General features: G+C 71.9%; 23 protein-coding genes. 16 read left to right on the top strand and 7 right to left on the bottom strand.

Features of this window, described 5'->3' with window-relative positions:
- The first annotated feature begins 220 nt into the window (after positions 1 to 220).
- Positions 221 to 1,285, top strand: coding sequence for a macro domain-containing protein (locus tag VT50_RS26440; RefSeq protein ID WP_240529315.1), 1,065 nt, complete (start codon positions 221 to 223; stop codon positions 1,283 to 1,285).
- 205 nt (positions 1,286 to 1,490) lie between these two features.
- Here VT50_RS26440 and VT50_RS26435 read toward each other — a convergent pair whose 3' ends face one another.
- Entirely contained in the window at positions 1,491 to 2,168 is a 678-nt protein-coding gene (locus tag VT50_RS26435; RefSeq protein ID WP_240529314.1) for a 4Fe-4S cluster-binding domain-containing protein, read from the bottom strand.
- 352 nt (positions 2,169 to 2,520) lie between these two features.
- Between VT50_RS26435 and VT50_RS26430 the strand changes: the two genes are divergently transcribed.
- From VT50_RS26430 to VT50_RS26415, 4 genes are read left to right on the top strand one after another with little or no spacing between them, the layout of a single operon-like run.
- Positions 2,521 to 3,210 (top strand): hypothetical protein, encoded by a 690-nt coding sequence (locus VT50_RS26430; RefSeq protein WP_046087993.1) that lies wholly within the window; start codon positions 2,521 to 2,523, stop codon positions 3,208 to 3,210.
- Positions 3,207 to 3,956 (top strand): hypothetical protein, encoded by a 750-nt coding sequence (locus tag VT50_RS26425; RefSeq protein ID WP_046087992.1) that lies wholly within the window; start codon positions 3,207 to 3,209, stop codon positions 3,954 to 3,956. Before VT50_RS26430 ends, VT50_RS26425 begins: the two co-directional genes overlap by 4 nt.
- Positions 3,931 to 5,484, top strand: a complete 1,554-nt coding sequence (locus VT50_RS26420; protein ID WP_046087991.1) for a hypothetical protein — start codon at positions 3,931 to 3,933, stop codon at positions 5,482 to 5,484. Before VT50_RS26425 ends, VT50_RS26420 begins: the two co-directional genes overlap by 26 nt.
- A gap of 50 nt (positions 5,485 to 5,534) precedes the next feature.
- A complete protein-coding gene (locus VT50_RS26415) occupies positions 5,535 to 6,950 on the top strand; it encodes a hypothetical protein (protein WP_046087990.1) in 1,416 nt (471 codons plus the stop codon).
- A 49-nt stretch (positions 6,951 to 6,999) separates the two neighbouring features.
- Here VT50_RS26415 and VT50_RS26410 read toward each other — a convergent pair whose 3' ends face one another.
- From VT50_RS26410 to VT50_RS26400, 3 genes are all read right to left on the bottom strand, one after another.
- Positions 7,000 to 7,824: a MerR family transcriptional regulator gene (locus tag VT50_RS26410; RefSeq protein WP_046087989.1), complete on the bottom strand. Its 825-nt coding sequence runs from the start codon at positions 7,822 to 7,824 to the stop codon at positions 7,000 to 7,002.
- A gap of 146 nt (positions 7,825 to 7,970) precedes the next feature.
- Entirely contained in the window at positions 7,971 to 8,624 is a 654-nt protein-coding gene (locus tag VT50_RS26405) for a sigma-70 family RNA polymerase sigma factor (RefSeq protein WP_046087988.1), read from the bottom strand.
- Positions 8,625 to 8,788: 164 nt separating this feature from the next.
- Positions 8,789 to 9,484: a hypothetical protein gene (locus VT50_RS26400; protein ID WP_046088011.1), complete on the bottom strand. Its 696-nt coding sequence runs from the start codon at positions 9,482 to 9,484 to the stop codon at positions 8,789 to 8,791.
- Between the two features lie 252 nt (positions 9,485 to 9,736).
- On the opposite strand from VT50_RS26400, the gene VT50_RS26395 reads away from it, so the two are divergent.
- The gene (locus VT50_RS26395; RefSeq protein WP_046087987.1) at positions 9,737 to 11,239 is read left to right on the top strand and encodes a PepSY-associated TM helix domain-containing protein; all 1,503 of its coding nucleotides are present in this window, start codon (positions 9,737 to 9,739) and stop codon (positions 11,237 to 11,239) included.
- On the opposite strand, the gene VT50_RS26390 is transcribed toward VT50_RS26395, so the two are convergent.
- Both VT50_RS26390 and VT50_RS41050 read right to left on the bottom strand, forming a co-directional pair.
- Complete coding sequence (locus tag VT50_RS26390) at positions 11,233 to 12,174, bottom strand: S1 family peptidase (protein ID WP_075200438.1); 942 nt, start codon at positions 12,172 to 12,174, stop codon at positions 11,233 to 11,235. The two genes, VT50_RS26395 and VT50_RS26390, sit on opposite strands and share 7 nt — an antisense overlap.
- A 40-nt stretch (positions 12,175 to 12,214) precedes the next feature.
- The gene (locus tag VT50_RS41050; RefSeq protein ID WP_276207325.1) at positions 12,215 to 12,340 is read right to left on the bottom strand and encodes a hypothetical protein; all 126 of its coding nucleotides are present in this window, start codon (positions 12,338 to 12,340) and stop codon (positions 12,215 to 12,217) included.
- A gap of 66 nt (positions 12,341 to 12,406) precedes the next feature.
- On the opposite strand from VT50_RS41050, the gene VT50_RS26385 reads away from it, so the two are divergent.
- The 9 genes from VT50_RS26385 to VT50_RS26345 all read left to right on the top strand — a co-directional run bounded on the left by VT50_RS26385 (position 12,407) and on the right by VT50_RS26345 (position 22,193).
- Positions 12,407 to 15,082: a SpoIIE family protein phosphatase gene (locus VT50_RS26385; RefSeq protein WP_046087985.1), complete on the top strand. Its 2,676-nt coding sequence runs from the start codon at positions 12,407 to 12,409 to the stop codon at positions 15,080 to 15,082.
- A 136-nt stretch (positions 15,083 to 15,218) separates the two neighbouring features.
- Positions 15,219 to 15,839 carry a hypothetical protein gene (locus VT50_RS26380; protein ID WP_079343891.1) on the top strand — a complete coding sequence of 207 codons (621 nt, stop codon included), beginning with the start codon at positions 15,219 to 15,221 and terminating at the stop codon, positions 15,837 to 15,839.
- 162 nt (positions 15,840 to 16,001) lie between these two features.
- Positions 16,002 to 16,508 (top strand): methylated-DNA--[protein]-cysteine S-methyltransferase, encoded by a 507-nt coding sequence (locus VT50_RS26375; protein WP_046087984.1) that lies wholly within the window; start codon positions 16,002 to 16,004, stop codon positions 16,506 to 16,508.
- Positions 16,509 to 16,522: 14 nt separating this feature from the next.
- Entirely contained in the window at positions 16,523 to 17,251 is a 729-nt protein-coding gene (locus VT50_RS26370; protein ID WP_046087983.1) for a 2OG-Fe(II) oxygenase, read from the top strand.
- Between the two features lie 41 nt (positions 17,252 to 17,292).
- Positions 17,293 to 17,985 carry an alpha-ketoglutarate-dependent dioxygenase AlkB family protein gene (locus VT50_RS26365; RefSeq protein WP_046088009.1) on the top strand — a complete coding sequence of 231 codons (693 nt, stop codon included), beginning with the start codon at positions 17,293 to 17,295 and terminating at the stop codon, positions 17,983 to 17,985.
- 96 nt (positions 17,986 to 18,081) lie between these two features.
- Complete coding sequence (locus tag VT50_RS26360) at positions 18,082 to 18,810, top strand: succinate dehydrogenase (RefSeq protein ID WP_075200439.1); 729 nt, start codon at positions 18,082 to 18,084, stop codon at positions 18,808 to 18,810.
- Positions 18,811 to 18,812: 2 nt separating this feature from the next.
- Positions 18,813 to 20,780 carry a fumarate reductase/succinate dehydrogenase flavoprotein subunit gene (locus VT50_RS26355; protein ID WP_046087981.1) on the top strand — a complete coding sequence of 656 codons (1,968 nt, stop codon included), beginning with the start codon at positions 18,813 to 18,815 and terminating at the stop codon, positions 20,778 to 20,780.
- Positions 20,777 to 21,523: a succinate dehydrogenase/fumarate reductase iron-sulfur subunit gene (locus VT50_RS26350; protein WP_046087980.1), complete on the top strand. Its 747-nt coding sequence runs from the start codon at positions 20,777 to 20,779 to the stop codon at positions 21,521 to 21,523. The genes VT50_RS26355 and VT50_RS26350 overlap by 4 nt, the downstream gene beginning before the upstream one ends.
- Before the next feature lie 196 nt (positions 21,524 to 21,719).
- Positions 21,720 to 22,193, top strand: a complete 474-nt coding sequence (locus VT50_RS26345) for an SRPBCC domain-containing protein (protein WP_046087979.1) — start codon at positions 21,720 to 21,722, stop codon at positions 22,191 to 22,193.
- Positions 22,194 to 22,274: 81 nt separating this feature from the next.
- On the opposite strand, the gene VT50_RS26340 is transcribed toward VT50_RS26345, so the two are convergent.
- Positions 22,275 to 22,787: a MarR family winged helix-turn-helix transcriptional regulator gene (locus VT50_RS26340; protein ID WP_046087978.1), complete on the bottom strand. Its 513-nt coding sequence runs from the start codon at positions 22,785 to 22,787 to the stop codon at positions 22,275 to 22,277.
- A 152-nt stretch (positions 22,788 to 22,939) separates the two neighbouring features.
- Here VT50_RS26340 and VT50_RS26335 point away from each other — a divergent pair, with 152 nt between their 5' ends.
- Positions 22,940 to 24,142, top strand: a complete 1,203-nt coding sequence (locus tag VT50_RS26335; protein ID WP_046088008.1) for an FAD-dependent monooxygenase — start codon at positions 22,940 to 22,942, stop codon at positions 24,140 to 24,142.
- Positions 24,143 to 24,243 lie beyond the last annotated feature (101 nt).

Raw genomic sequence — 24,243 nt, 5'->3', positions numbered from 1 at the left:
AAGAAAGCGGAGCTCCGGAAATCGGAAATCTGTTCCAGCACGATGTGAATTACCGGCGGTACGCGGCACAAAGCCCGGCAGGGAACGGCAACCGGGAGGCCGATTTCCTCTTTCCCGGCCGGTCGCTAGCCTGGTGACCATGAGTCAGGAGCCATTTGAGTCAAATTTGCCCACATACGATCAACTCCTGGAAGAACTCAAAGGCATACGCAGACCCGGATTGCCAGATCTGCGCGGCATCGATCGGCCGGGGCTGCGCGCCGCGGCCGTGGCGGGCGGCTTCTGCGATGGCTCCGACGACGCACCGGCCGGTATCGAGGCGCTGCTCAGGGAGGCGGTACGGCGCCTCGGCGAGCGGGACCTGCTCGGCCGGGCCGCGGCCCATACCTTCGGGCTGCTCCCCGACCGCCGGGGCGCGCCCGCCCATGACCGCCGCAAGACGGCCGCCGCGGTGTACGGAGTCACCTCCGAGCGATTCCGCAAGCACCAGGAACCGCAGGTCATCCAGCAGCTCGCCGAGGCCGTACTGACCGTCCTGCGCGAGCCGCCGCACCTCTCCGGCTCCGGCTCCGACGCACCGAGCACGACAGCGCAGGGCACGGCCGGGCAGGGCGCGCTTTCGCGGACCGGCACGAGCGGCCCGATCGGCCAGGAACCTCCGCTGCGGGTCGGCAGTGTGCCGGTGGACGCGCGGAGCAGCTTCACCCTGCATGTCTCGCCCATCGAACTGCTGCGGGACGTCGAGGTGCTGGTCTCCTCGGAGAACGTCTACCTGGAGATGTCCAAGACCTTCCGTCCCACCGTCTCCGGCGCGCTGCGGCTGGCCGCCGCCGTACGCGACCCCGCCGGGGAGATCGTCGATGATGTGCTCGCCCGCGAACTGGCCGCGTGGCTGCGCGCCCATGGCCGCCCCGGGCTGCCGATCCGGCCGGGCACGGTGGTGCCCACCTCGCCGGGGGCGCTCGCGGCGCGCGGCGTCCGGCGGATCTACCACGCCGCGGTGGCCACACCGCTGGACGATACGTACGAGGTCCGCCCGGAGAGCATCGCCCGCGCGGTCGGCGCGTGCTTCGCGCTCGCCCGGGCCGAGCGCGACCGCTACGAGCCCGCCCTGTCCTCGATCTGCTTCCCACTGCTCGGCGCGGGCCGGGGCGGCCTGGCACCGGGGGTCAGCGCGACCTGGCTGCGCTGGGCGATCCGCGACGAACTCGCCCGGGACGGGCGCTGGCGAGTGCACCTGGTGGTCCGCAGCCGAGAGATCGCCGAGGCGGTGGGCGCGCCGTGAGCACCGCGGCGAGGACCATGGCGGCCCGGGCCACGGCAACCGGAGCCACGGCCGCGCGGCCCGCCGCACCCCCGGCCACGGCTGCTGGGCCCACCACGCGCCCGGCCACGGCTGCCCGGCCCGCCGCGCGCCCTGCCGACCGGGCGACCGTACGCCGTACCGGACGGCCCGCCGCGCACCGCACCGGCCGGGCTGGTCTCCCCGCTCAGGGGCGCCAGCTCGCGCCGGTGAGGGCGATCCCCGCCCGTCGCAACCGCCGCTCCAGCGCGGCCAGTTCGCCGCGCCGCGGCACTCCGTAGAGCCGCACATCGCCGTCCCCCTCGACCATCTGCAGACGCGGCCCGCTCTCCGTCCGGGCCATGTGCTCCTGGTAGCGCGCCCGCCCCCGCGCCGTGCGCGCCCGCATGCGCTGGTTCGCCGAGCCGCGCCACACCAGGGCGGTGGGCTCGGCCGTCCGGAAGCGCCCGGTGACCAGCACATCGGCGTGGCGGACGGCGGCGGAGCGCGCCGCGTCGGCTGCCACTTCCTCCTCCTCGTATCCCGTGTACAGGAGGATGTCGATCTCGCGGCCCGCCGCCGGGCCGCCCGGTGCCACCGCCTCCGCACGTGCCCGCGCCGCCCCGGCCAGCAGGGCCCCGAGGGCGGCGGGCTGGTCAAGCGGCTCGCCGCCGCTGACCGTCAGCCCGTCGGCGCCCCGGGCCAACGCCCCGCGCCACAGCCCGAGCAGGGACGACACCGTACGGGAGGCGCCGCCCGACGGATCCCAGGTGTGCCGGGACATACAGCCGGGGCAGGCCAGTCCGCACCCCTGGGACCAGATGCCCAGGCGCCGCCCAGGGCCCAGGGTCTCCACCGGAAAGTGCGTCTGACTGATCCGGAGCATGGGCTCCGCGCACCCTGGAACGTTTTCCACCGACCCATCTCCCATTCCCCCGAGGCCGTGTTCCGCGATTCATGATCAATGGGGCGTGGCCCCGGAACCGTTCCAGTATGACCCGGCGTCAGGCGTCGGCGAGGGCGTTCTCCGGTCGACTTCCGGGCGTTTTCAGGATCGTGTCCTATGGGGAGCATTCCCGGGTACGACCTCATCGATACGGTCTGCCAAGGAATCGAATCGGCATCGGCATCGGCTTTGCGGAAGAAAGCGGAATTCGAGTGTCCGCAATGCGGCTGCCCGCAATGCGGCTGCCCGGGGCGGGAATTTCCGCACCGGGGAAATCGGGGGATCCATTTCCATGATCACAACTGACAGTGTCAACGGGGTGGTGCGCCGGGGAAGGCTCGGCCGTACCGCCCGCTTCGCGGCCCGGTGGCGGGGCAGGCGCGACGGCGCCCGCGGCGTCCCCCGCATCCCGCTCCCGGCCCCGCCCGAGGAGCAGCGGGGCAAGACACCACCGCCGCCCATCGAGCCACCGGCCCCCGAGCTGCTGATCACCCCGTATGTGATGGAGGTGCGCACCGGCGTCCGCCGGGCCACCGAGCAGATGCGCGCCGCCCTCATCGGGCGGGAGCACGCCCTCCTCAGCAGGTTGCGCGCGGAGTCGGTGCGCGTGGTCACCCAGTACGACGTCCGGGAGGACCCCCGGCCCGCGGCGCTCGCGCGGTACGGCCACTGGATGGGCCAGTGGCGCACCAGCGTTGACCGGTGCCGGTCGCATGCCCAGGCCGTGGTCGACCAGGCCAATCAGCGACTGGCCTGCTACTGGGACGCGGTGCGCGAGACCCACCCCCAGCTCTCCCGGCTCCCCCGGCGCCCGCCCGGGGACTGGCTGCCCGGCCGGGTGGAGTTGGACGGGTCCTGGTACCGGCCCGACGTCTGGCTGCTGGCCGACGACGACAGCGCCCGTACGGCCACCTCCCGGGCGCTGCACATACTCGAGCGGCAGAACACCGCCGACCGCGTCGACGGGAGGACCGCGCGATGACCGCCCAGACCCGCAGCCGTCGGCGCGCGCTCACCGCCGCGCTGGCACTCGCCCTCGCGGCAGGCGCCACCGCCTGCGGAGCCGACGGGCCGTCACGCTACTCCCAGAGCTGTGGCGTCGTGGTCGACGGCTCCGGCTCGGCGGACGCCTCCCGGACCGGCTTCGACGCGGAGGCCAAACTCAAGGCCACCCTGCAGACGTTCCTGGCGGACAGGAAGTGCCGCAAGACGTCCTTCGCCCCCATCACCAAAGTGTCCGAGGCGTCCAAGTGCCAGGTCAGCCCGCTGGACCTGGATCCGGACACCTCGAAGACCGCCGACCGCGAGCGGACCCGCACCACCCTGCGCGCGGTGGCGCTCTCCAACGCCCTGAAGCTGCTGCGCTGCGCCCAGAAGGAGGAGCCCGGCTCCGATGTGCTCGGGGGCCTGTCGCGCATCGGGCTGTCCAAGCCGTCCGGCGCCGACGCGTCGTTCGACGTCCTGGTGGTGAGCGACTTCGACCAGAGCGACACCGACTTCCGACTGGGGCGGCAGGACCTGTCCACCGCCGCGAGCCGCCGGACCGTCATCGACGACTTCCTGAGGTCGCACGGCAGCCCGGAGCTGTCCGGCGCCGATGTCTACCCGGTGGGCTACGGCATGAAGTACGGCACCGACACCTCCCGGTACGAGCAGTTCAACTCCTTCTGGACGGAGCTTCTGGAGGGGAGGGTGAAGGCACATGTCCACACCACCTACCGCCGGTGACGACGGGGCCCCGCGGCGGCTGAGGCCGCGCCGCCGCGGGGCCGACCCGGACCGCGGGCGCCGCGGCGGGCGGACGGCCGCGCGGCGGTTCCCCGACGGGGCGCTGCCGCAGCCCGAGCCCATCGCCTCGGATGTGATCCGGGCCGGTGACAGCGCCTGGCTGCTGGACCGGGCGCGCAAGCACGGCGCCTCGGCGGCCACGCACAAGGTCTTCGACCCCTGGGTGCTGGCCAGCCCCGACCGGGTGTCCTACTTCGCCGAACTGGCCAGTCTGCGCAACAAGGTCAGACACCGGCTCACCGAGGAGCAGGCGCGGGCCGAGGAGGACGGCGCACTGGAGGCGAGCCGGGTGCGGGCGGCCGCCACCGCCGCCGGAGTGCGGCTGGAGCGGGCGGGTCGGTGGCGGGCCGTCCTGGAGCGGCGGCAGACGGTCACCACCGCCCAACTGGACCGGCTGGCCCGGCGGGCCGACCGGTGGCAGACCTTCCGCGACACCGTACGGGGCGGCTTCGAGCGCCGGTGGCTGCGCGCCCGTATGCCCGCCGGAGCCAACGACGCCACTGATGCCACTGATGCCAAGTACGCCACCGGTCCCGGACGGCCGGGCGCCACGCGCCACGACGACGGGCCGGGAAACCCCGGCGGCCACCCCGACTGGCAGACGGTGTCCGACCACGATCCGGTGGCGGAGGCGGACGCGGCCGAGCGGGCCCTGTCCACCAGGGCGGCATGGGAGGGCGCGGCGGCGCGCCCGGGTATGCCGCGCTGGATGAAGTTCGGGGTGCTCACCGCCCTGATCGTGGTCGAACTGCCCGTCTACTACTCGGTGTTCGAGAATCTCCACGGTGTCGGGCGGTTCGCCGCTCTGCTCTCCTACAGCCTCATGGTGGCCGTGGCGGTGGCGATGGTCCTCGCCCCGCATATCGCGGGCTGGATCCTGCGGCGCCGCTCCGCCACCGGTGCGGTCCGGCTGTCGTCCGTGCCCGCCCTCGCCCTGCTGGGCATATGGGCGTACGGGGCCTGGGCGTTGGGGGATCTGCGGGCCAAGGTGGCGTTCCGGGAGGAGCCCCCGCTGGATCTGCCGCCCGATGTGGCGGCGGATGTCGGGGACAGCGTGAGCGACCCGCCGAGCCTCATCGAGTCCCTGCACCTGGACCCGCACAGCGTGTCCTGGATGTTCATCGCGCTGCTGCTGCTCTCCGGCGGTATCGCCTTCCTCATCGGGCTGGGCGAGGAGCATCCGTATCTGGCGGCGTACCGGACCACGTCCGAACGGCTGCGGGAGCTGGAGCGGGACATCGAGACGGATCTCGTGGGCGCCGAGCGCGCCAGGGAGGCCGAGGCCACCATGGGCGCCCGGGCGGACGCCCGCCGAGCGGCCCATGAGGCGCGGCTCTACGCGGTCGACGAGCTGTACGAGGCGGCGGCCCACGCCTATCTGGACGGCGTGGCCATGGAGTCAGGCGATCCGGCGGTCACGGAGGCCGCCATGCGGCTGTCCAGCCAGTGGCCGCTGCTGCCGCGCTGAGCACGCGTGGCACACCGTAAGGGCACACTCGGACCCACGGGGGGCAGCGGATGGAGCCTTCGGCACCGTCGCAGTACGTACTCATCACACAGTGTCTGCAGAACGACTTCTTCCTCAATCTGGACTGCCAGTTGTCCCTGCCGGACAGCGCGGTCTCCAAGCTGCTGCTGGACAGCGAGAGCGGTGCGTCCCTCCGCACGGAGGGCCACCGCCGGGTCCTGTCCGAGGCGGAGCTGCGCCGTTCGCCACTGGCGCGCTTCCTCGACGCCACCGTCGGCTCCCGGACGCGCGGCCACGGCGACGGCGTTCTGCACCTGATCAACATCCGTGACTGGCATGTCCCGGGAGAGGCGTACGACCTGGAGCGCAGGCAGTACGGGGCGCACTGCGAGGCGGGCACCTGGGGAGCGGCCTACGTCGACGGGCTCACGGAACTGCTGGCCCCGGAGCTGCGCGCGCCCGCGGACGCCGGGAGCGGCTGGGGCGGGAGACTCCGGGTCCACCATGTGCGGTCCAACACCCTCTTCGACTTCCAGCACAGCTCCGGCGGACGTCCCGACCTCAGCGAACCGGCGCCGCTGACGACGCTGCTCGACGGTCTGCTGGGTGACGGACGGCAGGAGACCACGCATGTCGTGGTGATCGGTGTCCTCACCGACATCAAGGTCCAGCTGCTGCTGACCGGTATCCGCTCCCGTTACGACGTGCGGCAGCTCGTCGTCTCGGACGCGCTCACCGCCAGCAGGACCCTGGAGCGCCATCTGACGGCACTGGACTTCTGCCAGCGGGTGCTGCACACCGAGGTGATGACCGGTCTGGCGGAGCTGGCCCGCTTCCTGGGCTCGCGGCCGGACGACGACCGGCGTCTCTCCCGCGGCGGGGACGCGGAGTTCGTGGGCTACTCCTCCTACATCCAGGACAAGCAGGGCATTCTGTCCTACGAGGACGCCAGGATGCGGGACTACCGCATCCAGACCGCCGAACGCCTCCGACGGGCGCAGCACACGGTGGGCTTCGCCAGCAAGTTCCTGCTGGGGCTGGGCACCTGCCTGCTGGCCAGCGCACTTCTGCTGTCGCTCGTCGGCGTCTTCCTCCCGGACCGCATCGGGTGGCAGAGCCCCGCGGTGCTCGGCGCGCTCGGTGTCGGGCAGATCGTCACGCTGTTCTTCGCCCGGCCGGTCCGCTCGGTGCAGGACGCGCTGGCGGAGGAGACCCGCTACCGGATGATCCTGGAGAGCCGCAGTCTGAAGGTGGCCCTGGCCCGCTTCCACATCACCACGGCGGCGGCGCTCCGGCGGCATGACGATGCCGAGGGCCAAACCGACGCCCTGGCACGGCAGTTGCAGATCCTGGAGAGGATGGACACGGCCGACTTCGAACAGCTGAGGCGGCTGGGGGCGGACCCGCGCACCGAACCGCCCGGGGCGGGTCGCCCCCGTAGCGGGAACCGCCCACAGGCTTCCTGACGACCGCCTCGCCCGGCGGGCCCGTCGTTCCGCTACGACCCGTCCGCCATCAGACCTGGAGCACCGGTGCCTGGAGCTCCGTGACCCACTCGTCGCGGTTCTCCGGGCACTCCAGGCTGATCTCCCGGGGGTATCCGGCCGACCGGTAGCCGTTGCCGTCGATCCAATGGGCCAGGGCCTGGGCCGTGGGCACCACCGCGTCCATCGGGCCACGGTGGACGATGGTCGCGGCCCGGTCGACGGGCGGCAGATCGAGGATCCTCAGGTCCTCGTCGTCCCGGAGCGGGGCGGAGACCTGCATGGCGGCGTGGACGGTCACGGCGCCGCCGCCTTCCGGGGCGTCCTCGTAGTACGCCACACCGGGGCCCGTCGGGGTGATGCCCGCCGTGGCGAGGCGTCGGCACAGCTCGTCGTAGAGGGGTGTGATGACCGGGCCGATCTCCTGGGGGTCGAAACCCGCGGCGGTCGCGGTGAGCTCCGCCACCCGCACCGCGGGGAGGGCCTTGATGACGACGTCGTTCGTGGGCATGTGCCCCTCGCTCTCGATCGACCGGAGCCTCGCCTCGACCTGCACCAGCCGTGCCGCCGTGGCGGCCACCGTGGCCTCCAGTTCGGCCCGCCGCAACCGCAGCATGCCGCGCAGCTCCTCGGTGCCGACCTTGTCGTCCACGATGTCCCGCACCTGCTGGAGGGTGAAGCCGAGCTCTTTCAGCGCGATGATCCGGTTCAGCCGACTGAGCTGGGCGGCCGAGTAGGAGCGGTATCCGGTGGCGGGGTCGACATGGGCCGGGTGCAGCAGTCCGGTGGCGTCGTAGTGGCGCAGCATCCGGACCGAGACGCGGCCGTGCCGGGCGAAGTCTCCGATGGTGAACATGACGGCTCCGAGTTCAGCGCCTCACACGGTGTGAGGGTCAAGTGTGCGCTCGCAGACGTCCGCTCCGTACGCCACCGCCACAGCCGGGCGCGGCAGGCGGCCGCTGAGGGCCCGCCGCCCGCCGCGCCCCGCATCGTCGCGTGGGCTCAGCCCGCCAACCGCACCGGTTCCGCGGCCCTTTCCGCCGCGGCCAGCAGTGCGCTGATGTCCTCGCGGGCGCGGGCCACACGGGAGCGTACGGTGCCGATGGGGCAGCCGGTGGCGGTGGCGGCGTCCGCGTACGGCAGGCCGAGCACCTTGGTGAGGAGGAACATCTCACGGCGCGCCGGGGCGAGCGCCGCCAGCAGATCCATCAGCGCCACCCCCTCGTCGAACCCGGGGAGCCCGGCGGGCTGCGCCCGTTCGGCCACCTCCTGCCAGTCGTCCGCGTCCAGGGTGCGGGGACGGGCGGCGGCCGTGCGGTAGCGGTCGACCACCACCCGACGGGCGATCGACAGCAGCCACGTACGGGCCGATGAGCGGCCCGCGAAGCGCGACAGCCCGGTCAGCGCCCGCACATACGTTTCCTGGGCCAGGTCCTCGCAGCCGTGGGGGTCGGCGGTGAGATGGAGTACGAAGCGGCGCACATCGCGGTAGGTGGCGCGGATGAAGTGGTCGACCGCGTCGCGGTCGCCGTCACGGGCGGCCAGGGCCCATTCGGTGACCTGGCGGTCGTGCGCCGCGGTGGCGAAGCCGTGCCCGTGGACGGCGGCGGGCGGCACGGCTCTTCTCGGTGTGGCGGACAGGGTGGGAGAAGGCATCGTCAAACGTCCTTCGGAAGGCGGTGGACGGCACACCGGCAGGCGCCACCGGCACACGAGGACGTGGCGGGGCGGCGAGCGGCGGTGGTGCCGACGGATGGGACCGACGCCGGGCAGGCGCCGGTGCTCCGCCCGTCCACCAGGGCGGGGGAAGGACGGGCGGTTCAGCGGGTGGCGAACCGCGCCGGTGGCCCTCTGCGAAGGATGACGTGCCGTAGCAGGGCTCCGCGCAACCGGCGGGCGGTGGCCGGTGCGGACGGCCACGCGGGCGGCGGAGTGGCGCTCGCGCCCAGGATCCGCAGGACGAGAACGAGCGGGACGAACAACAGGGCCGCGAGCGCGCGGCCGAGCCGGAAGACGGCCCGCTCACCGCGCCACAGCCACAACCCGCAGATCAGCGCGGCGAGAAGGTGGACCATGGCCATGCCCGGGCCACCCGGACCCGCCCAGGGCCACGGCAACTGGCCCATGGACGGCGCGGTGGCGGACATCGCGTCCGCACCGTGGTGCATATGGCCCATGGCGCCGCCGCTCATCGGGGCGGCGCCCGTGTCCCGCGTCCCCCGCGCCCCGTCGCCCATGGCGCTCCCCGCCACGGGGGCGACTGTCGCCTCCGCGCACCGGAACACCATATGCAGGCCGAGTTGCGCGACCACCGTCGCACCGGTCACGACCAGCGCTCCGCGCTCCCGCCCGGCGACCCACCACGCGGCGGCCGTCGTCCCGGCGAACGCGGCGGCCACGGACCACACCGGCAGGGTGTCACCGGACATCAGCGCGTGTCCGAGCGCCGTCACCACGACGCACACCGCCGCGAACACGGCGGCTCGTGCGAGGCGGAACGGTGGCCCGGCGGACATGGCAGCCATGGTGCCAGCCGTGGCCGGTGTGCGTGACGGCGGCTCAATCTTCATCACCGGTGTGACAAGCACCGTGGCCCCATCATCGGCACGCGGATGACAAGCCCGGCCCGTGACCGCCTCCACCCAACCCCATGTGAGCCAGCTCACAGAAGATGCCCGGAACTCGGCCGCGCGTTCCGCCGACGACTCAACCGGCGCGGGCAGCAATGCGTCCGCCTCCCGCCGTTGCCCCCGAACCAGGAGTCGTCCATGTCCGCTGAACCCCTCGCCCCGGCCACGGGCGACTCCCCGGACGGTGCCGCGGACAGGGAGCAGCACTCCCCCACCGGGCCCGGCGAACCCACCGGACCCACCAGACCCGGGCCGAGTGGGTCCGTATGGGCCGCCCTGCGGCCGCTGGTGCTCCGGCTGCACTTCTACGCGGGGGTACTGGTCGCACCGTTCCTGCTGGTCGCGGCCGTGACCGGGCTGCTGTACGCCGGATCGTTCCAGGCCGAGAGGCTGGTCTACGGACATGAGCTGCGCGTCCCCGTGGGCGACCGCGAACTGCCCATCTCCCAGCAGGTGGCGGCCGCGCGCACGGCACACCCGGAGGGTGAGATCAGCGCCGTGCGGCCCTCCCCGGAGGACGGCGCCACCACCCGGGTGCTGCTCTCCGGCGTCAAGGGCGTCGATCCCGATCACACGCTGGCCGTCTTCGTCGACCCGTACACCGGGAAGACGCGCGGCGCGCTGGAGCAGTACGGCTCCAGCGGCGCCCTTCCGCTGCGCACCTGGATCGATGAGTTCCACCGCGATCTGCACCTCGGGCAGCCCGGCCGCCTCTACAGCGAACTCGCGGCCAGCTGGCTGTGGGTCATCGCGCTCGGCGGTGTGGTGCTCTGGCTCAGCCGTCGCCGTAAGAGGCGCACGCCGCGGGCGGTCGCCCTGCCCGACCGCGCCGCCACCGGTCGCAAGCGCACCATGTCCTTCCACGGCGCGGTCGGGCTGTGGGTGGCGCTGGGGCTGCTGTTCCTGTCCGCCACCGGTCTGACCTGGTCGACCTACGCGGGTGCCCATGTGGAGGACCTGCGCACCGCCATCGGCCAGACCACCCCGGCCGTCTCGGCCACCGTCGGCGGCGGCGAACACGCCGGACACCACATGGGATCCGGCTCGATGCCGGGGATGGACATGGGCGGCACGGGCGAGAGGGCCGGGCACACCGCCGATGTGGGCCTGGACACCGTTCTGCGGGCCGCCCGCGCCGAGGACCTGGACGACCCGGTCGAGATCGTGCCGCCCGCCGAGCCCGGCAGTGCGTATGTCGTCAGCCAGATCCAGCGCAGCTGGCCCGAGAAGCAGGACTCGGTGGCCATCGATCCGGCCACGGGCGAGGTGACCGATGTCCAGCGGTTCGCCGACTATCCGGTGCTCGCCAAGCTCACCCGCTGGGGCATCGACCTCCACACCGGAAACCTCTTCGGCCTCGTCAACCAGATCGCCCTGGCCGCTCTCGCGCTCGCGCTGATCCTCCTGATCGTCTGGGGCTACCGCATGTGGTGGCAGCGCGGCCGCGCCTCCGCGTTCGGCCGCCCGGTCCCCCGCGGCGCCTGGCGGCGGGTGCCGGTGCATGTCCTCCTCCCCTTGGCCGCGGCCACCGCCGTGATCGGCTACTGGCTACCGCTCCTCGGCATCCCTCTTGCCGCCTTCCTGGCCGTCGACATCGCCGTCGGCGGGATCGCCCGTCGGCGCGGTGGGCGGTATCAGTAGACGGTGAGGCCGTAGGCGCTGAGCACCTCCTGGATCGGCTGGTAGTAGGTGGTGCCTCCGGAGGTGCAGTCCCCCGAGCCGCCCGAGAGAATGCCGATGATCTTGTCGCCCGCGTAGAGCGGGCCGCCGCTGTCGCCCGGCTCGGCGCAGATATTGGTCTGGATCAGGCCGTAGACGATGTCACCGCCGCCGTAGTTGACGGTCGCGTTGAGCGCGGTGACCACACCGCACCGGACACCGGTGGTGGCACCCCGGCGGCAGACCTGCTGGCCGACGTGGGCGGTGGCGGTCCCGGTGATGTCGACGGTCCCCACGGTGCCGGGGTGCGGAACGGCCGTGTTGGCGTACCGGACGACGCCGTAGTCATCGCCCGGGAAGCTGGTGCCGGTGGTCGGGCCGACCGGGGTGGTGGCATCGGAGTCGGTGTACCAGGTGGCGCCGCCATCGGTGCAGTGTCCCGCGGTGACGAAGTAGTACGTGGCGCCGCTCTGCACATTGATCCCCGCGGAGCAGCGCACCCCCGCGGCGGAGTAGATCCCGTCGCCTCCGGAGAGGAGGGCCCGCAGCGGGCCGTCCAGCCGCTCGACGGTGACGGCGCCGCCCCACCGCTCGGCGGTGCGGTCGAGCCTGGCCCGGTCGGCGTCCCGGACCGTGGAGCCAACGAGGACACGCAGCGTTCCGGTGCGTTCGTCCACGGTCCAGGCGGTGCCCGGCACATCCAGGGACTCCACGGCCGAGGCGGCCACAGAGGCTAAGGCGGACGGGGACGTGGCGGTGGCCGCGGAAGAAGCGGCGGACGCCGAGGAAGCGGCGGACGCGGACGAGGCGGCCGCACTCGTGCCGACAGTCCCGAGGGCCGCCGTGGCGAACAGACCGGACACCGCGGCGATCAGTCCGAACCGGCCACGTCTTCTGGTACGGCGTGCTGTTCTCACCCGAACCTCCTTGAAAGGGGCGGTAGTTGGTCCAGCCGTCTCATTGTGCCCGTAGCCGGGCGAACGCGTAACCCACCTCCCCGCACCCTCGTCGACCGCCCTTGATCAGCACGATGATCCGCATGCCGATCCGCACGTCCGCCAGCGCTTTGATCGGCACACGCATTGATCGATCAAGCGGCACCGCGGACTCCCCGCCGACCACGACGAGAGAAGTGTTATAAATGCCGTTATGAGCAGACATGCTCGTCCGACCCGGAGGCGGCTGGGGCTCCTGCCGTATCTGCGCAGCGTCGCCGGGCAGGCGTTCATCCTGCAGCTTCTGCTGATCCTGGTTCTGGTGGCCGCCGCGGTGGCGGCCGTCGCCGCCGATGCCCGGGGTCACGCCACGGTCGACGCCCGTCGGCGATCGCTCGCGGTCGCCCAGACCTTCGCACACGCCCCCGGCACGGCCCAGGCCCTGAGCGGCGACAAACCGACAGCCGCACTGGAGGCGCATGCGGAGGCGACACGGAAGGGCTCCCGCGTCGACAGCGTCGTCGTGTTCGACACCCGTGGCATCCGTTTCACCCACCCCGAGCGGTCCTTGATCGGCAAGCGGATCGTCGGACCCTCCGCGCTGGTGCGGGAGGAGCTGCGCGGAAAGACGATCTCGCAGACCTTCCGGGCCAGCCAGGGCCCGTCCGTCGTCTCGGCGGTCCCCGTCACCAGGGCCGATGGCACCCTCCTCGGCGGAGTGTCGGTCGGGGTCAAGATCCAGAACGTGCACAGCACGGTGAACCGCCGGCTGCCGATGCTGCTCGGCAGCGGTGCCGGGGCGCTGGCCCTGGCCACCGGCGGGGCGGCGCTGCTGAGCAGGCGGGCGCGCCGGCAGACCCACGGGCTGGGCGCCGCGCAGATGACGCGGATGTACGAACACCATGACGCGGTGCTGCACTCGGTCCGCGAGGGAGTGCTGGTCCTGACGGCGGACAAGCGGCTGCTGCTCGTCAACGACGAGGCCCGGGAGCTGCTTCGGCTGGCTCCGGACGCGGAGGGACGCCACATCGGGGCGCTCGGCCTCGAACCCCGGCTGACCGAGCTGCTCACGTCGGGACGGCGGGTCACGGACGAGGTGCACCCCTGCGGGGAGCGGCTGCTGTCGGTCAACATGCGGTCCACGGACCGTGCGGGCGCCCCTGCCGGAAGCGTGGTGACGCTGCGGGACACCACCGCGCTGCGGGTGCTCTCCGACCGGGCGGTGGAGGCGGGCGAGCGGCTGAAGCTGCTGTCCGACGCCGGTGTGCGGATCAGTTCCACCCTGGAACTGACGGGCACCGCCGAGCAGCTGGTGGACGTGGCCGTCCCCCGGTTCGCCGATATCGCCGCCGTGGAACTGCTGGACCCCGTACTGCGTGGCGAGGAGCCAGAGCCGCCGTACGAGCCCCTGGCGCCGCACCGGACCGCCGTCGGCGGGACCCCCGCCGAAGCCCCCCTCTTCCGGGTGGGCGAACCGGTCGTCTACGCCCCCTCCACTCCGCAGAGCCGGGCCGTGAAGACCGGAGCCGCCGTCCTCCTCCAGGCCGGTCCGACCAGTACCGGCGGGTGGCCGGCCGGGGAGGCCCGGCGCCTCCTCGACCACGGGATCCACTCGCTGATCACCGTCCCGCTGCGGTTCCGCGGTGTCACCCTGGGCCTCGCCACCTTCTGGCGGGCGCGGCACCGTGCGCCGTTCGACGAAACGGATCTGGCGATCGCCGGGGAGCTGGCCGTGCGCACCGCCGTGTCCGTCGACAACGCCCGCCGCTACGCCCGCGAACACGCCATGGTCACCGCCCTGCAGCGCACCCTTCTTCCCGGCGGACTGCCCGAGCAGGGCGCCGCGCAGGTGGCGGCCCACTATCTGCCCGCGCCGGGCGGGGCGGGCGGAAGCTGGTTCGATGTGATTCCGCTCCCGGGCGCCCGGGTCGCGCTGGTCGTCGGAAAGGTGGCCGGACAGGGCCTGCACGCCGCGGCCACGATGGGCCGGCTGCGCACCGCGGTGCAGAACTTCTCGGCCCGGGACGTGCCCCCGGATGAGCTCCTTTCCCACATGGACGAGCTGGTCACCCGTCTCGACCTGGAACACGACGCCGATGAGCACGGCACCCGGGTCACGGGCGCCAGCTGCCTGTACGCGATCCACGACTCGGTGTCGGGCCAGTTCACCGTGGCCCGGGCCGGCGATCCTGGCCTCGCGCTGGTCCGCCCCGACGGCACCGTGGACATCCCGGCGGTGCCCGGTTCCCCGCCCCTGGGCCAGGGCGGGGAACCCTTCCGGGCGGTCGCCCTCCCGCTGCCTGCCGCAAGCCGTCTGGTGCTCTACACCAGCGGTCTCCTGGAAGGCCACGACCGCACCACCGACACCGGTCTCGGCCTGCTGCGCCGTACTCTCGCAGCCGAGCCGGACCTCGACCCGGAAGAGACCTGCCGAAGCCTGTTCCAGACCGTGCTGCCACCCCGCCCGAGCGATGATGTCGCCCTTCTGGTGGCCCGCACCCGTCTGCTCGACCCGGAGAACGTGGCCGAGTGGGACGTGCCGTTCGACCCGGCGGCGGTCGCCCCGCAGCGCTCCGCCTGTGCCCGTCGGCTCCGGGCGTGGGATCTGGAGGACGCCGTGTGCACCGCCGAGCTGATCATCAGCGAACTGATCACCAACGCCCTGCGGTACGGCGCCCCTCCCCTGCACATACGCCTGCTGCGCGGCCGCGGACTGATCTGCGAGGTCTCCGACGGCAGCAGCACCGCACCCCATATGCGCCACGCCACGACCACCGACGAGGGCGGCCGCGGACTCTTCCTCGTCGCCCAGTTCGCCCAGCGCTGGGGCACCCGCTACACCGCGGACGGCAAGGTCATCTGGGCCGAAACCTCCCTGGACGACTCCTGAACGCGGCACCCCACCCACCCCGGCAACCGTTGCGGGAACCCCAACCCGTCACGGAATTTCGGGAGTTGGCGAGCCCAGCGGCCAACCACCGGGAGGGGGCTTGGCTTTCCCCGCCCCCGTAATCGAGACTGTGATCATGCACCAGGGACAGGACCGCCAGGAGTACACCGTGACGTCCGACCCCGAGGCGGTCTCCCGCGTGCGGGCCTCCCTGCTGCGCACCCTGCCGATGGCCGCGTGGGCCGGGGTGGGCGGTGCCGCCGTCATCGCCGCGGCCATGGTCCTCCTCCTCACCGCCCTCGGCCCAGGCGCCTCCCGGCTCTGGGCGCTGATGTTCGCCTGGCCGGTGGCGCTCCTCCTCTACGACGCCAGGCGCCGGTTCACCGCCCTACGGCGCCTGAAGCGGACCTGGGCGGTGAAGGACGTGTCCCCCGTGGCGTTGCGTCTCTCCCCCGAGGGCCTGCGCTGCACCATCGACGCGGCCCCCGACCCCGTAGTCCTCCCCTGGTCCGCGATCGCCCGGGTGCGGGTCACGGGGCAGGGCGTCAGCACGGTCCGGGTCGACCTCATCCCCGGTGTGTCCGCGGCCACCCCCGGGGTCAGCGGGCTGGACCAGCCCGAGGCCCGGATGCGCACGCACCGCACCCGGAAGGGCCGAACGCGGCTGCGGTTCGTCATCTACGCCCTCCGCGAGCCCCTCGGCGATATCGACCAGGCGCTGGGCCACTTCTCGAACGGGCGGGTCGGCGTCCGCTGACGCGAGGGCGCGCGACGCCCGCCAGGGCCGGACACGGCCGCCCGCCAGGGCCGGACACGGCCGAAGCGCCATGTCCGAATCCCGCCAGCTTTCCGGGGCCGAGAGACGCATGCTGGGAGCAGCGCACGACAGAACGGCGAGAAGAAGAGAGGGACCACAGCCATGACGGTCCATACGACGATCGACAGCCCGCTGGGCGAGCTGCTGCTGGTGGGCGAGAGGTCCACCACCGCGACGGGGGGTACCGCGCTCGTTTCGCTGTCCGTGCCCGGGCAGAAGGGCGGAGCCGTCGTCCAGGACGGCTGGAGCGAGGACGCCGGGGCGTTCACCGAGATCGTCTCCCAGCTGCGCTCCTACTTCGACGGCGAGCTCACCCGTTTCGACATCCAGTGCGTCGAGGGTGGTACGGAGTTCCAGCGCAGGGTCTGGCAGGCGCTGGAGTCCATTCCGTACGGCACCACAGTCTCTTACGGCGACATCGCCCGGCAGATCGGCGCCCCGCGCACCGCGGTCCGCTCCGTCGGCACCGCGATCGGCCGCAATCCGTTGCTGGTCGTCCGGCCCTGCCACCGTGTCATCGGCGCCAGTGGCGCGCTGACCGGCTATGCGGGCGGGCTGGCGCGCAAGGAGCGGCTCCTCGTCCACGAAGGCGCCCTGCAGACGGTCTGAGCGGAGCACATCCGATGAGCACCACGACCGACCCGGCACGCCTCCACCAGCGCGTGGCCGCGGCCGACTGGACACGGCTGGCCGAGGAGCTGGACACCTACGGGTGCGCGCTCACGCCACGGCTGCTGACCCCCGCGCAGTGCGCCCGCATCGCCGGGCTCTACGAGCGGGACGAGCGGTTCCGTAGCACGATCGACATGGGCCGCCACCGCTTCGGCTCAGGTCAGTACCGCTACTTCACCCATGACCTGCCGGAACCGGTCGCCGAGCTGCGCGCCGCGCTCTATCCGCGGCTGCTGACCATCGCCCGTGACTGGGCGGAACGGCTCGGCCGCCCGGCGCCCTGGCCGGACCGCCTGGAGAAGTGGCTGGCCATGTGCCATGAGGCCGGACAGGACCGCTCCGCGCAGATCCTGCTGCGCTACGGCCCCGGCGACTGGAACGCCCTGCACCGCGATGTGTTCGGCGATCTGCTCTTCCCACTCCAGGTGGTGATCGGGCTGGACGCCTACGGCACGGACTACACGGGCGGGGAGTTCCTGCTGGTCGAGCAGCGGCCCCGGGCCCAGTCCAGGGGCACCGCGACCGTCCTCCAGCAGGGCCACGGCCTGATCTTCACCACCCGTGACCGTCCCGTGGCCACCAAGCGCGGCTGGTCGGCCGGGGTCATGCGGCACGGGGTCAGCACGGTACGCTCCGGGCGGCGCCATGCGCTGGGGCTGGTCTTCCACGACGCCAGCTGATGTCTCCCGGCGACGAGTCCTCGTCCGTGGAGAATCCCCGTATGAACGCCCTGATCCCCCGCCCACGCCTCGAAGTGGCCCCCGGCGCCGTCCATGTGCCGGGCTGGCTCAGCCTCGAGCAGCAGCGGGAGCTGGTCGTCGCCTGCCGGGGCTGGGCCACCGGCCCGGTCCCGATCCGGCACACCAGACTGCCGCGCGGGGGCGTCATGTCGGTGCGGACGGTGTGCATCGGCTGGCACTGGCGGCCCTATGCGTACACCCGCACCGCCGACGATGTGAACGGCGCGCGGGTCGCCGAATTCCCGGACTGGATGGTCGAGTTGGGCCGTCGTGCGCTGGCCGACGCATATGACGACACGACGGCCGCCGAGGGTTACACCCCCGACACCGCGCTCATCAACTTCTACGACGCCGGAGCGAAACTCGGCATGCACCAGGACAAGGACGAGCGGTCATCGGCCCCGGTGGTCTCGCTCACCATCGGCGACAGCTGCGTGTTCCGCTTCGGCAACGCGGAGACCCGCACCAAGCCGTACACCGACCTCGAACTCGCCTCCGGGGATCTGTTCGTCTTCGGCGGCCCCTCCCGCTACGCGTACCACGCCGTCCCCAAGGTCCTGCCGGGCACCGGTGACCCGGCCACCGGACTGACGTCCGGACGGCTGAACATCACCATGCGGGTCACCGGCCTGGCCGATCCGACGCCGCCCCGCGACGGAATCAAGCACCCTTAGAGACGGATTCAAGCACCCTTAGATAGGCATCACCTATCGATAGCATCAGAATCATATCTTGGCTCTTTTGACCCGCCCGGTTTTACCGTCGTGCTCATGGCATTGACAACGCGGCCCGAGCAGCGTCCGACGCGGGCGGAGCGGCGGCCGTCCATGGCGCTCACCTTCTGGCACTCGACCCTCGGCAAGAAGATCGTCATGGGGACGACCGGTCTGATCATGATCGGCTACCTCTGCGCCCACCTGCTCGGGAACATGAAGATCTTCTTCGGCCCCGGGGAGTTCAACGCCTATGGACACTGGCTGCGGGTCATGGGTGCCCCCGTCCTGCACCATGAGTGGGGCCTGTGGATCGCCCGCCTCGTGCTCCTGGCCGCCGTGGTCCTGCACGCCGTGTCCGCCTACCAGTTGAGCCGACGCGACATCAAGGCCCGCCCGCAGAAGTACGTCCACACCAAGCCACGGATGAGCTACGCCACCCGGACCATGCGCTGGGGCGGGGTGATCCTGGGCCTGTTCATCGTCTGGCACATCCTGGACCTCACCACCGGCACCACCCACTCCGGCGGATTCCAGGAGGGCCATCCGTACCAGAACGTGGTGGACACCTTCTCCACCTGGTACGGGAACGCCATCTACATCGTGGCGATGCTGGCCATGGGCATGCACGTCCGGCACGGCTTCTGGAGCGCCGCGCAGACCCTCGGCGCGGGCAACCGCACCCGTGACCGTGGACTCAAGGCCATCGCCAACGCCCTGGCCATCGTTCTCACCGCCGGGTTCATCTCCATCCCCGTCGGTGTCATGACCGGAGTGGTGAGCTGACCATGACCTCGTACAGCGAGTACAGCGAATACACCGAGTACACCGTCGGCGAACCGGTCCAGGACGAGCGGGCCCCCTCAGGGCCGGTCAACGAGCGCTGGGACACCCGCCGCTTCCAGGCCAAGCTGGTCAACCCGGCCAACCGCCGCAAGCACACCATCATCGTGGTCGGCACCGGGCTGGCCGGCGGCGCCGCCGGTGCCACCCTGGCCGAGCAGGGCTACCACGTGGTCCAGTTCTGCTACCAGGACTCGCCGCGCCGGGCCCACTCCATCGCCGCCCAGGGCGGGATCAACGCGGCGAAGAACTACCGCAACGACGGCGACTCGATCCACCGGCTGTTCTACGACACCGTCAAGGGCGGCGACTTCCGCGCCCGCGAGTCCAATGTCCACCGCCTGGCGCAGATCTCGGTGGAGATCATCGACCAGTGTGTGGCCCAGGGCGTGCCCTTCGCCCGCGAGTACGGCGGCCTGCTGGACACCCGGTCCTTCGGCGGTGTGCAGGTCTCCCGCACCTTCTACGCCCGTGGCCAGACGGGTCAGCAGCTGCTGCTCGGCGCCTACCAGGCGCTGTCCCGCCAGATCGCGACGGGCAATGTGGAGATGCACGCGCGCACCGAGATGCTGGACCTGATCGTGGTCGACGGACGGGCGCGTGGCATCGTCGCCCGCGACCTGGTGACCGGCGAGGTCTCCACGTACTTCGCCGACGCGGTGGTGCTGGCCAGCGGCGGCTACGGCAACGTCTTCTATCTGTCGACGAACGCCATGAACTCCAATGCGACCGCCATCTGGCGGGCGCACCGGCGCGGTGCCTACTTCGCCAACCCCTGCTTCACCCAGATCCACCCGACCTGCATCCCGCGCTCCGGGGACCACCAGTCCAAGCTGACCCTGATGAGCGAGTCGCTGCGCAACGACGGCCGGATCTGGGTGCCCAAGGCGAAGGGCGACACCCGTCCGCCCGCCGAGATCCCCGAGGACGAGCGCGACTACTACCTGGAGCGGATCTACCCGTCGTTCGGCAATCTGGTGCCGCGCGACATCGCCTCCCGCGCCGCGAAGAACGTCTGCGACGAGGGCCGTGGTGTCGGCCCCGGCGGCCAGGGCGTGTATCTGGACTTCGCCGACGCCATCGCCCGGCTGGGCCGCAAGGCGGTCGAGGAGAAGTACGGCAACCTCTTCGACATGTACGAGCGGATCACGGCGGAGAACCCGTACGAGGTCCCGATGCGCATCTACCCCGCGATCCACTACACGATGGGCGGGCTGTGGGTCGACTACGACCTGCAGACCACCGTGCCGGGGCTGTTCGCGATCGGCGAGGCCAACTTCTCCGACCACGGCGCCAACCGGCTCGGCGCCTCGGCGCTGATGCAGGGCCTGGCCGACGGTTACTTCGTCCTGCCCTCGACCATCAATGACTATCTGGCCCGCAATCCGCACAAGGACGAGGTCGACGCCTCGCACCCGGCGGCCGTGGAGGCCGTACGCGAGACCGAGGACCGGCTGGCCAGGCTGCTGGCCGTGGACGGGGACCGCACCCCCGACTCCTTCCACCGTGAACTCGGCGAGCTGGTCTGGGAGTTCTGCGGAATGGCCCGCACCGACGAGGGGCTGCGCAAGGCGCTGGACCGCATCCCGCAGATCCGCGAGGAGTTCTGGCGGCGGCTCAAGGTCCCCGGCACCGGCGAGGAGTTCAACCAGTCGCTGGAGAAGGCCAACCGGATCGTGGACTATCTGGAGCTGGCCGAGCTGATGTGCCTGGACGCCCTGCACCGGACCGAGTCCTGCGGTGGCCACTTCCGCGAGGAGTCCCAGACCCCCGACGGCGAGGCGGCCCGCCAGGACGAGGAGTTCTCCTACGCCGCGGCCTGGGAGTTCACCGACACCGGCGCCGCCCCCGTGCTCCACAAGGAGCAGCTGACCTTCAGTCACGTCCACCCCACTCAGCGGAGCTACGCATGAAGCTCACCCTGCGCGTCTGGCGCCAGAAGAACCCCGACACCCCCGGTGCCATGGCCGTGTATGAGCTCGATGGCGTCTCCGAGGACATGTCCTTCCTGGAGATGCTCGACATCCTCAACGAGGAGCTCATCGTCAAGGGCGAGGAGCCGGTGGCCTTCGACCACGACTGCCGTGAGGGCATCTGCGGTGCGTGCAGCCTGGTGATCAACGGCGCCGCCCACGGCCCGGAGCGCACCACCACCTGCCAGCTCCATATGCGGTCCTTCCAGGACGGCGACACCATCGACATCGAGCCGTGGCGCGCCTCCGCCTTCCCGGTCATCAAGGACCTGGTGGTGGACCGCTCCGCGTTCGACCGGGTGATCCAGGCCGGTGGCTACATCACCGCCCCGACCGGGGCCGCACCGGAGGCACACGCCACTCCGGTGCCCAAGGCGGACGCGGAGTTCGCGTTCGAGCACGCCGAGTGCATCGGCTGCGGCGCCTGCGTGGCGGCCTGCCCGAACGGTGCGGCGATGCTGTTCACCTCGGCCAAGGTCAACCACCTCAATGTGCTGCCCCAGGGCTCTCCGGAGCGGGAGACCCGGGTGCTGGACATGGTGGCCCAGATGGACGCCGAGGGCTTCGGCGGCTGCACCCTCGCCGGTGAGTGCGCCACGGCCTGCCCCAAGGGCATCCCCCTGTTCTCCATCACCGCGATGAACAAGGAGTGGCTGCGGGCGACCCGCAAGGTCAAGCGCTGACCCCTCCCGCTGGCCCCTTCCCCGCTGGCAGCACTCCCCCAGAACGGCACCCCCTCGACAACGCTCCGTGGATGGGGTGTCCCGGCGGCGGAGGTCCTTCCGGACGCGAGACCTCCGCCGCCGCCCGCGCATCCGGGGCGGCGGCTCCGGTGCCATCGGCCGCCGTACCCACCGCCCAGCCGCTAGGTTGAGCCGCATGTACACCATGCGACTCTCCCGACGGGTGAACGCTCCGCGCGCCGCCGTCTACCGGGCGCTCCTCGACGCGAGCGCCATCGCAGCCTGGCGGGTGCCCGAGGGCATGACCAGCCGGGTGCACGAGTTCGACCCCCGCGAAGGGGGCGCCTTCCGCATCTCCCTCGTCTACGACGACCCGGCGAGCACCGGCAAGTCGGGCGGCCATACGGACACCTACCACGGCCGGTTCACCCGGCTGGTGCCGGACGAGCAGGTGGTCGAGGTGCTCGAGTTCGAGACCACGGACCCCGCCATGCGCTCCCCGATGACGATGACGACCACGCTCACCGACGCGGCGGGCGGCGGCACGGACGTCCACCTCCTGCACGAGGGCATCCCCGACGCCGTACCGTCCGCCGACAGCGAGCTGGGGCAGCGCATGGCCCTGGACAAACTGGCCGAGCTCGTCGAGACGGGCGGGGCGCCTCGGTAGGGGGTCCGGCCGGGGCGATGGCTTCGGTGCCGCCCCGGACGGCCGCCCGATGTCCGCCCGGACGGTCCCATGCCCATACGCTCAGTCGGCCCGGTCGTCGTCAAACGAGCTCAGATGGGCCGTGAGGTCGTCCACGAAGCGCGCCAGCAGTCGGCCGAAGAGCTCGCGGTCATGGGGGCTCCAGCCGTCGAGGGCGTCGCTGAACCATCCGAGGACGGTCCGCATATAGCGTTCGGTCGCGGCGGCTCCCTCGGCGGTCGGCTCGATGAGCCGGGCGCGCTGATCGTCCGGATCGGTGACCCTGCGGACCAGCCCTCTCCGCGCCAACTCGTTGATCTGCCGGGTGACATGGGGCCCGACCACCTGCATCCGCGCGGCGATCTCCCCCACCCGCAGCGGGGTGCCCGCCACATGCAGGGCGGCCAGCACCGACATCGCGGGGCGGTCCACCGATACGCCGGCGGCCTCCATGGCGCGCTCGGTCACCCGGCCCCGGTTCACGGCGCCGCTGAGCTGGGTCAGCCGGGGCAGCATGGCCAGCAGATCGTGTTCACCGTCGTCGCCCTGTCCGGCCCCCGGTCCCTCGGCGGTCATGCCCGGCCTCCATATCTACCTAAGTTAGGTATATAGTCTTGCTCATCGACCCCGCACCTCCGGGGCCTTTCACGCCATGAAAAAGGATACCTGAGTTAGGTATGCGACCGGGCCCTCCCGCAGGGGGCCGGAGAGGAGCGCCCATGGGCGCCATGAACATCACGCCGCGGCGTACGGTCCTGGTCTCCGGCGCCAGCATCGCCGGTCCCGCACTGGCCTACTGGCTCCGCCGTCACGGCTTCGCGGTCACCCTCGTGGAGAAGGCGGCCGCACTGCGCGGTGGCGGCTACCCCATCGACATCCGCGGCACCGCCGTCGAGGTCGTCCGGCGGATGGGGGTGCTCCCCCAGCTCCGGGACGCCCACGTCGGCGTCCGCCGGATCTCCTTCGTGGACGAGCAGGGCGAGCCGGTAGCCGCCCTCCGGCCCGAGGCCATCTCCGGCGGCGAGGAAGGACATGACCTCGAGATCCCGCGCGGAGAGCTGGCCGAAATCCTCTACGGTGCGATCCGCGACGACGTCGACGTCCTCTTCAACGACTCCATCGCCACCCTCCACGACCACGGCGGCGGGGTGGAGGTGACCTTCCGTGGCGGTGCCCGGCGCACCTTCGACCTGGTCATCGGCGCCGATGGCATCCACTCGCGCACCAGGAGCCTGGCCTTCGGCCCCGAGGAGGGCTACCACCGCTACCTCGACCACTGCTTCGCCGGATTCACCATGCCCAACCACCTGGGGCTCGCACACGAGGGGCGCACCTGGAACGTCCCGGGCAGGACCGCCGTCCTCTACGCGCCCCGCGACGACGACCGGGTCCACGCCTTCCTCAGCTTCCTGCGCCCCGAGCCGCCCTTCGGCGCCTTCCGCGACCCCGCCGCCCAGCGCGACCTCGTGGCCGAGGTGTTCTCCGGCTACGGATGGGAGGTCCCGCGCATGGTCGCCGCCATGCACGACAGCGACGACCTCTTCTTCGACGTGGTCAGCCAGATCCATATGCCACGGTGGTCCACGGGCCGGGTCGCGCTGGTCGGCGACGCCGCCTACGCACCGTCGTTCTTCTCCGGCCAGGGCTCGAGCCTGGCGCTGGTCGGCGCGTACGTCCTCGCCGGTGAACTGGCCACACACGCCCACCACGGCGACGCCTTCGAGGGATACGAGCGCACCCTGCGGCCGTTCGCCGAGAAGAACCAGGCCCTCGCGGGCGAAGGAAGCGCCGGGATCTCCCCCCGCACCGCCGAGGACCTGGCCCGGCGCGACAAGGCACTGCGCGAGCCCTCCGCCGTGCTCAGCAGTGGCGGCCGGGAGGCGCATTCGGCGCTGGCACTCCCCGGCTACGACGGCCACGACGCCCCCTGAGGTCGGCACCGCGTCGCATGTCCTGGACTTCGCGCCGGGCAACGGCTCCGTGCCGGGCGACGGCTCCCGTACGGCCCGGACCTCACGCTGGGCAACAGCTC

Origin of the sequence: Streptomyces antioxidans (assembly GCF_000968685.2) — a bacterium.
GTDB lineage: Bacteria > Actinomycetota > Actinomycetes > Streptomycetales > Streptomycetaceae > Streptomyces > Streptomyces antioxidans.
Note: the sequence above shows the minus strand (reverse complement) of the source record. Positions and strands in the feature narration are given on the sequence as shown.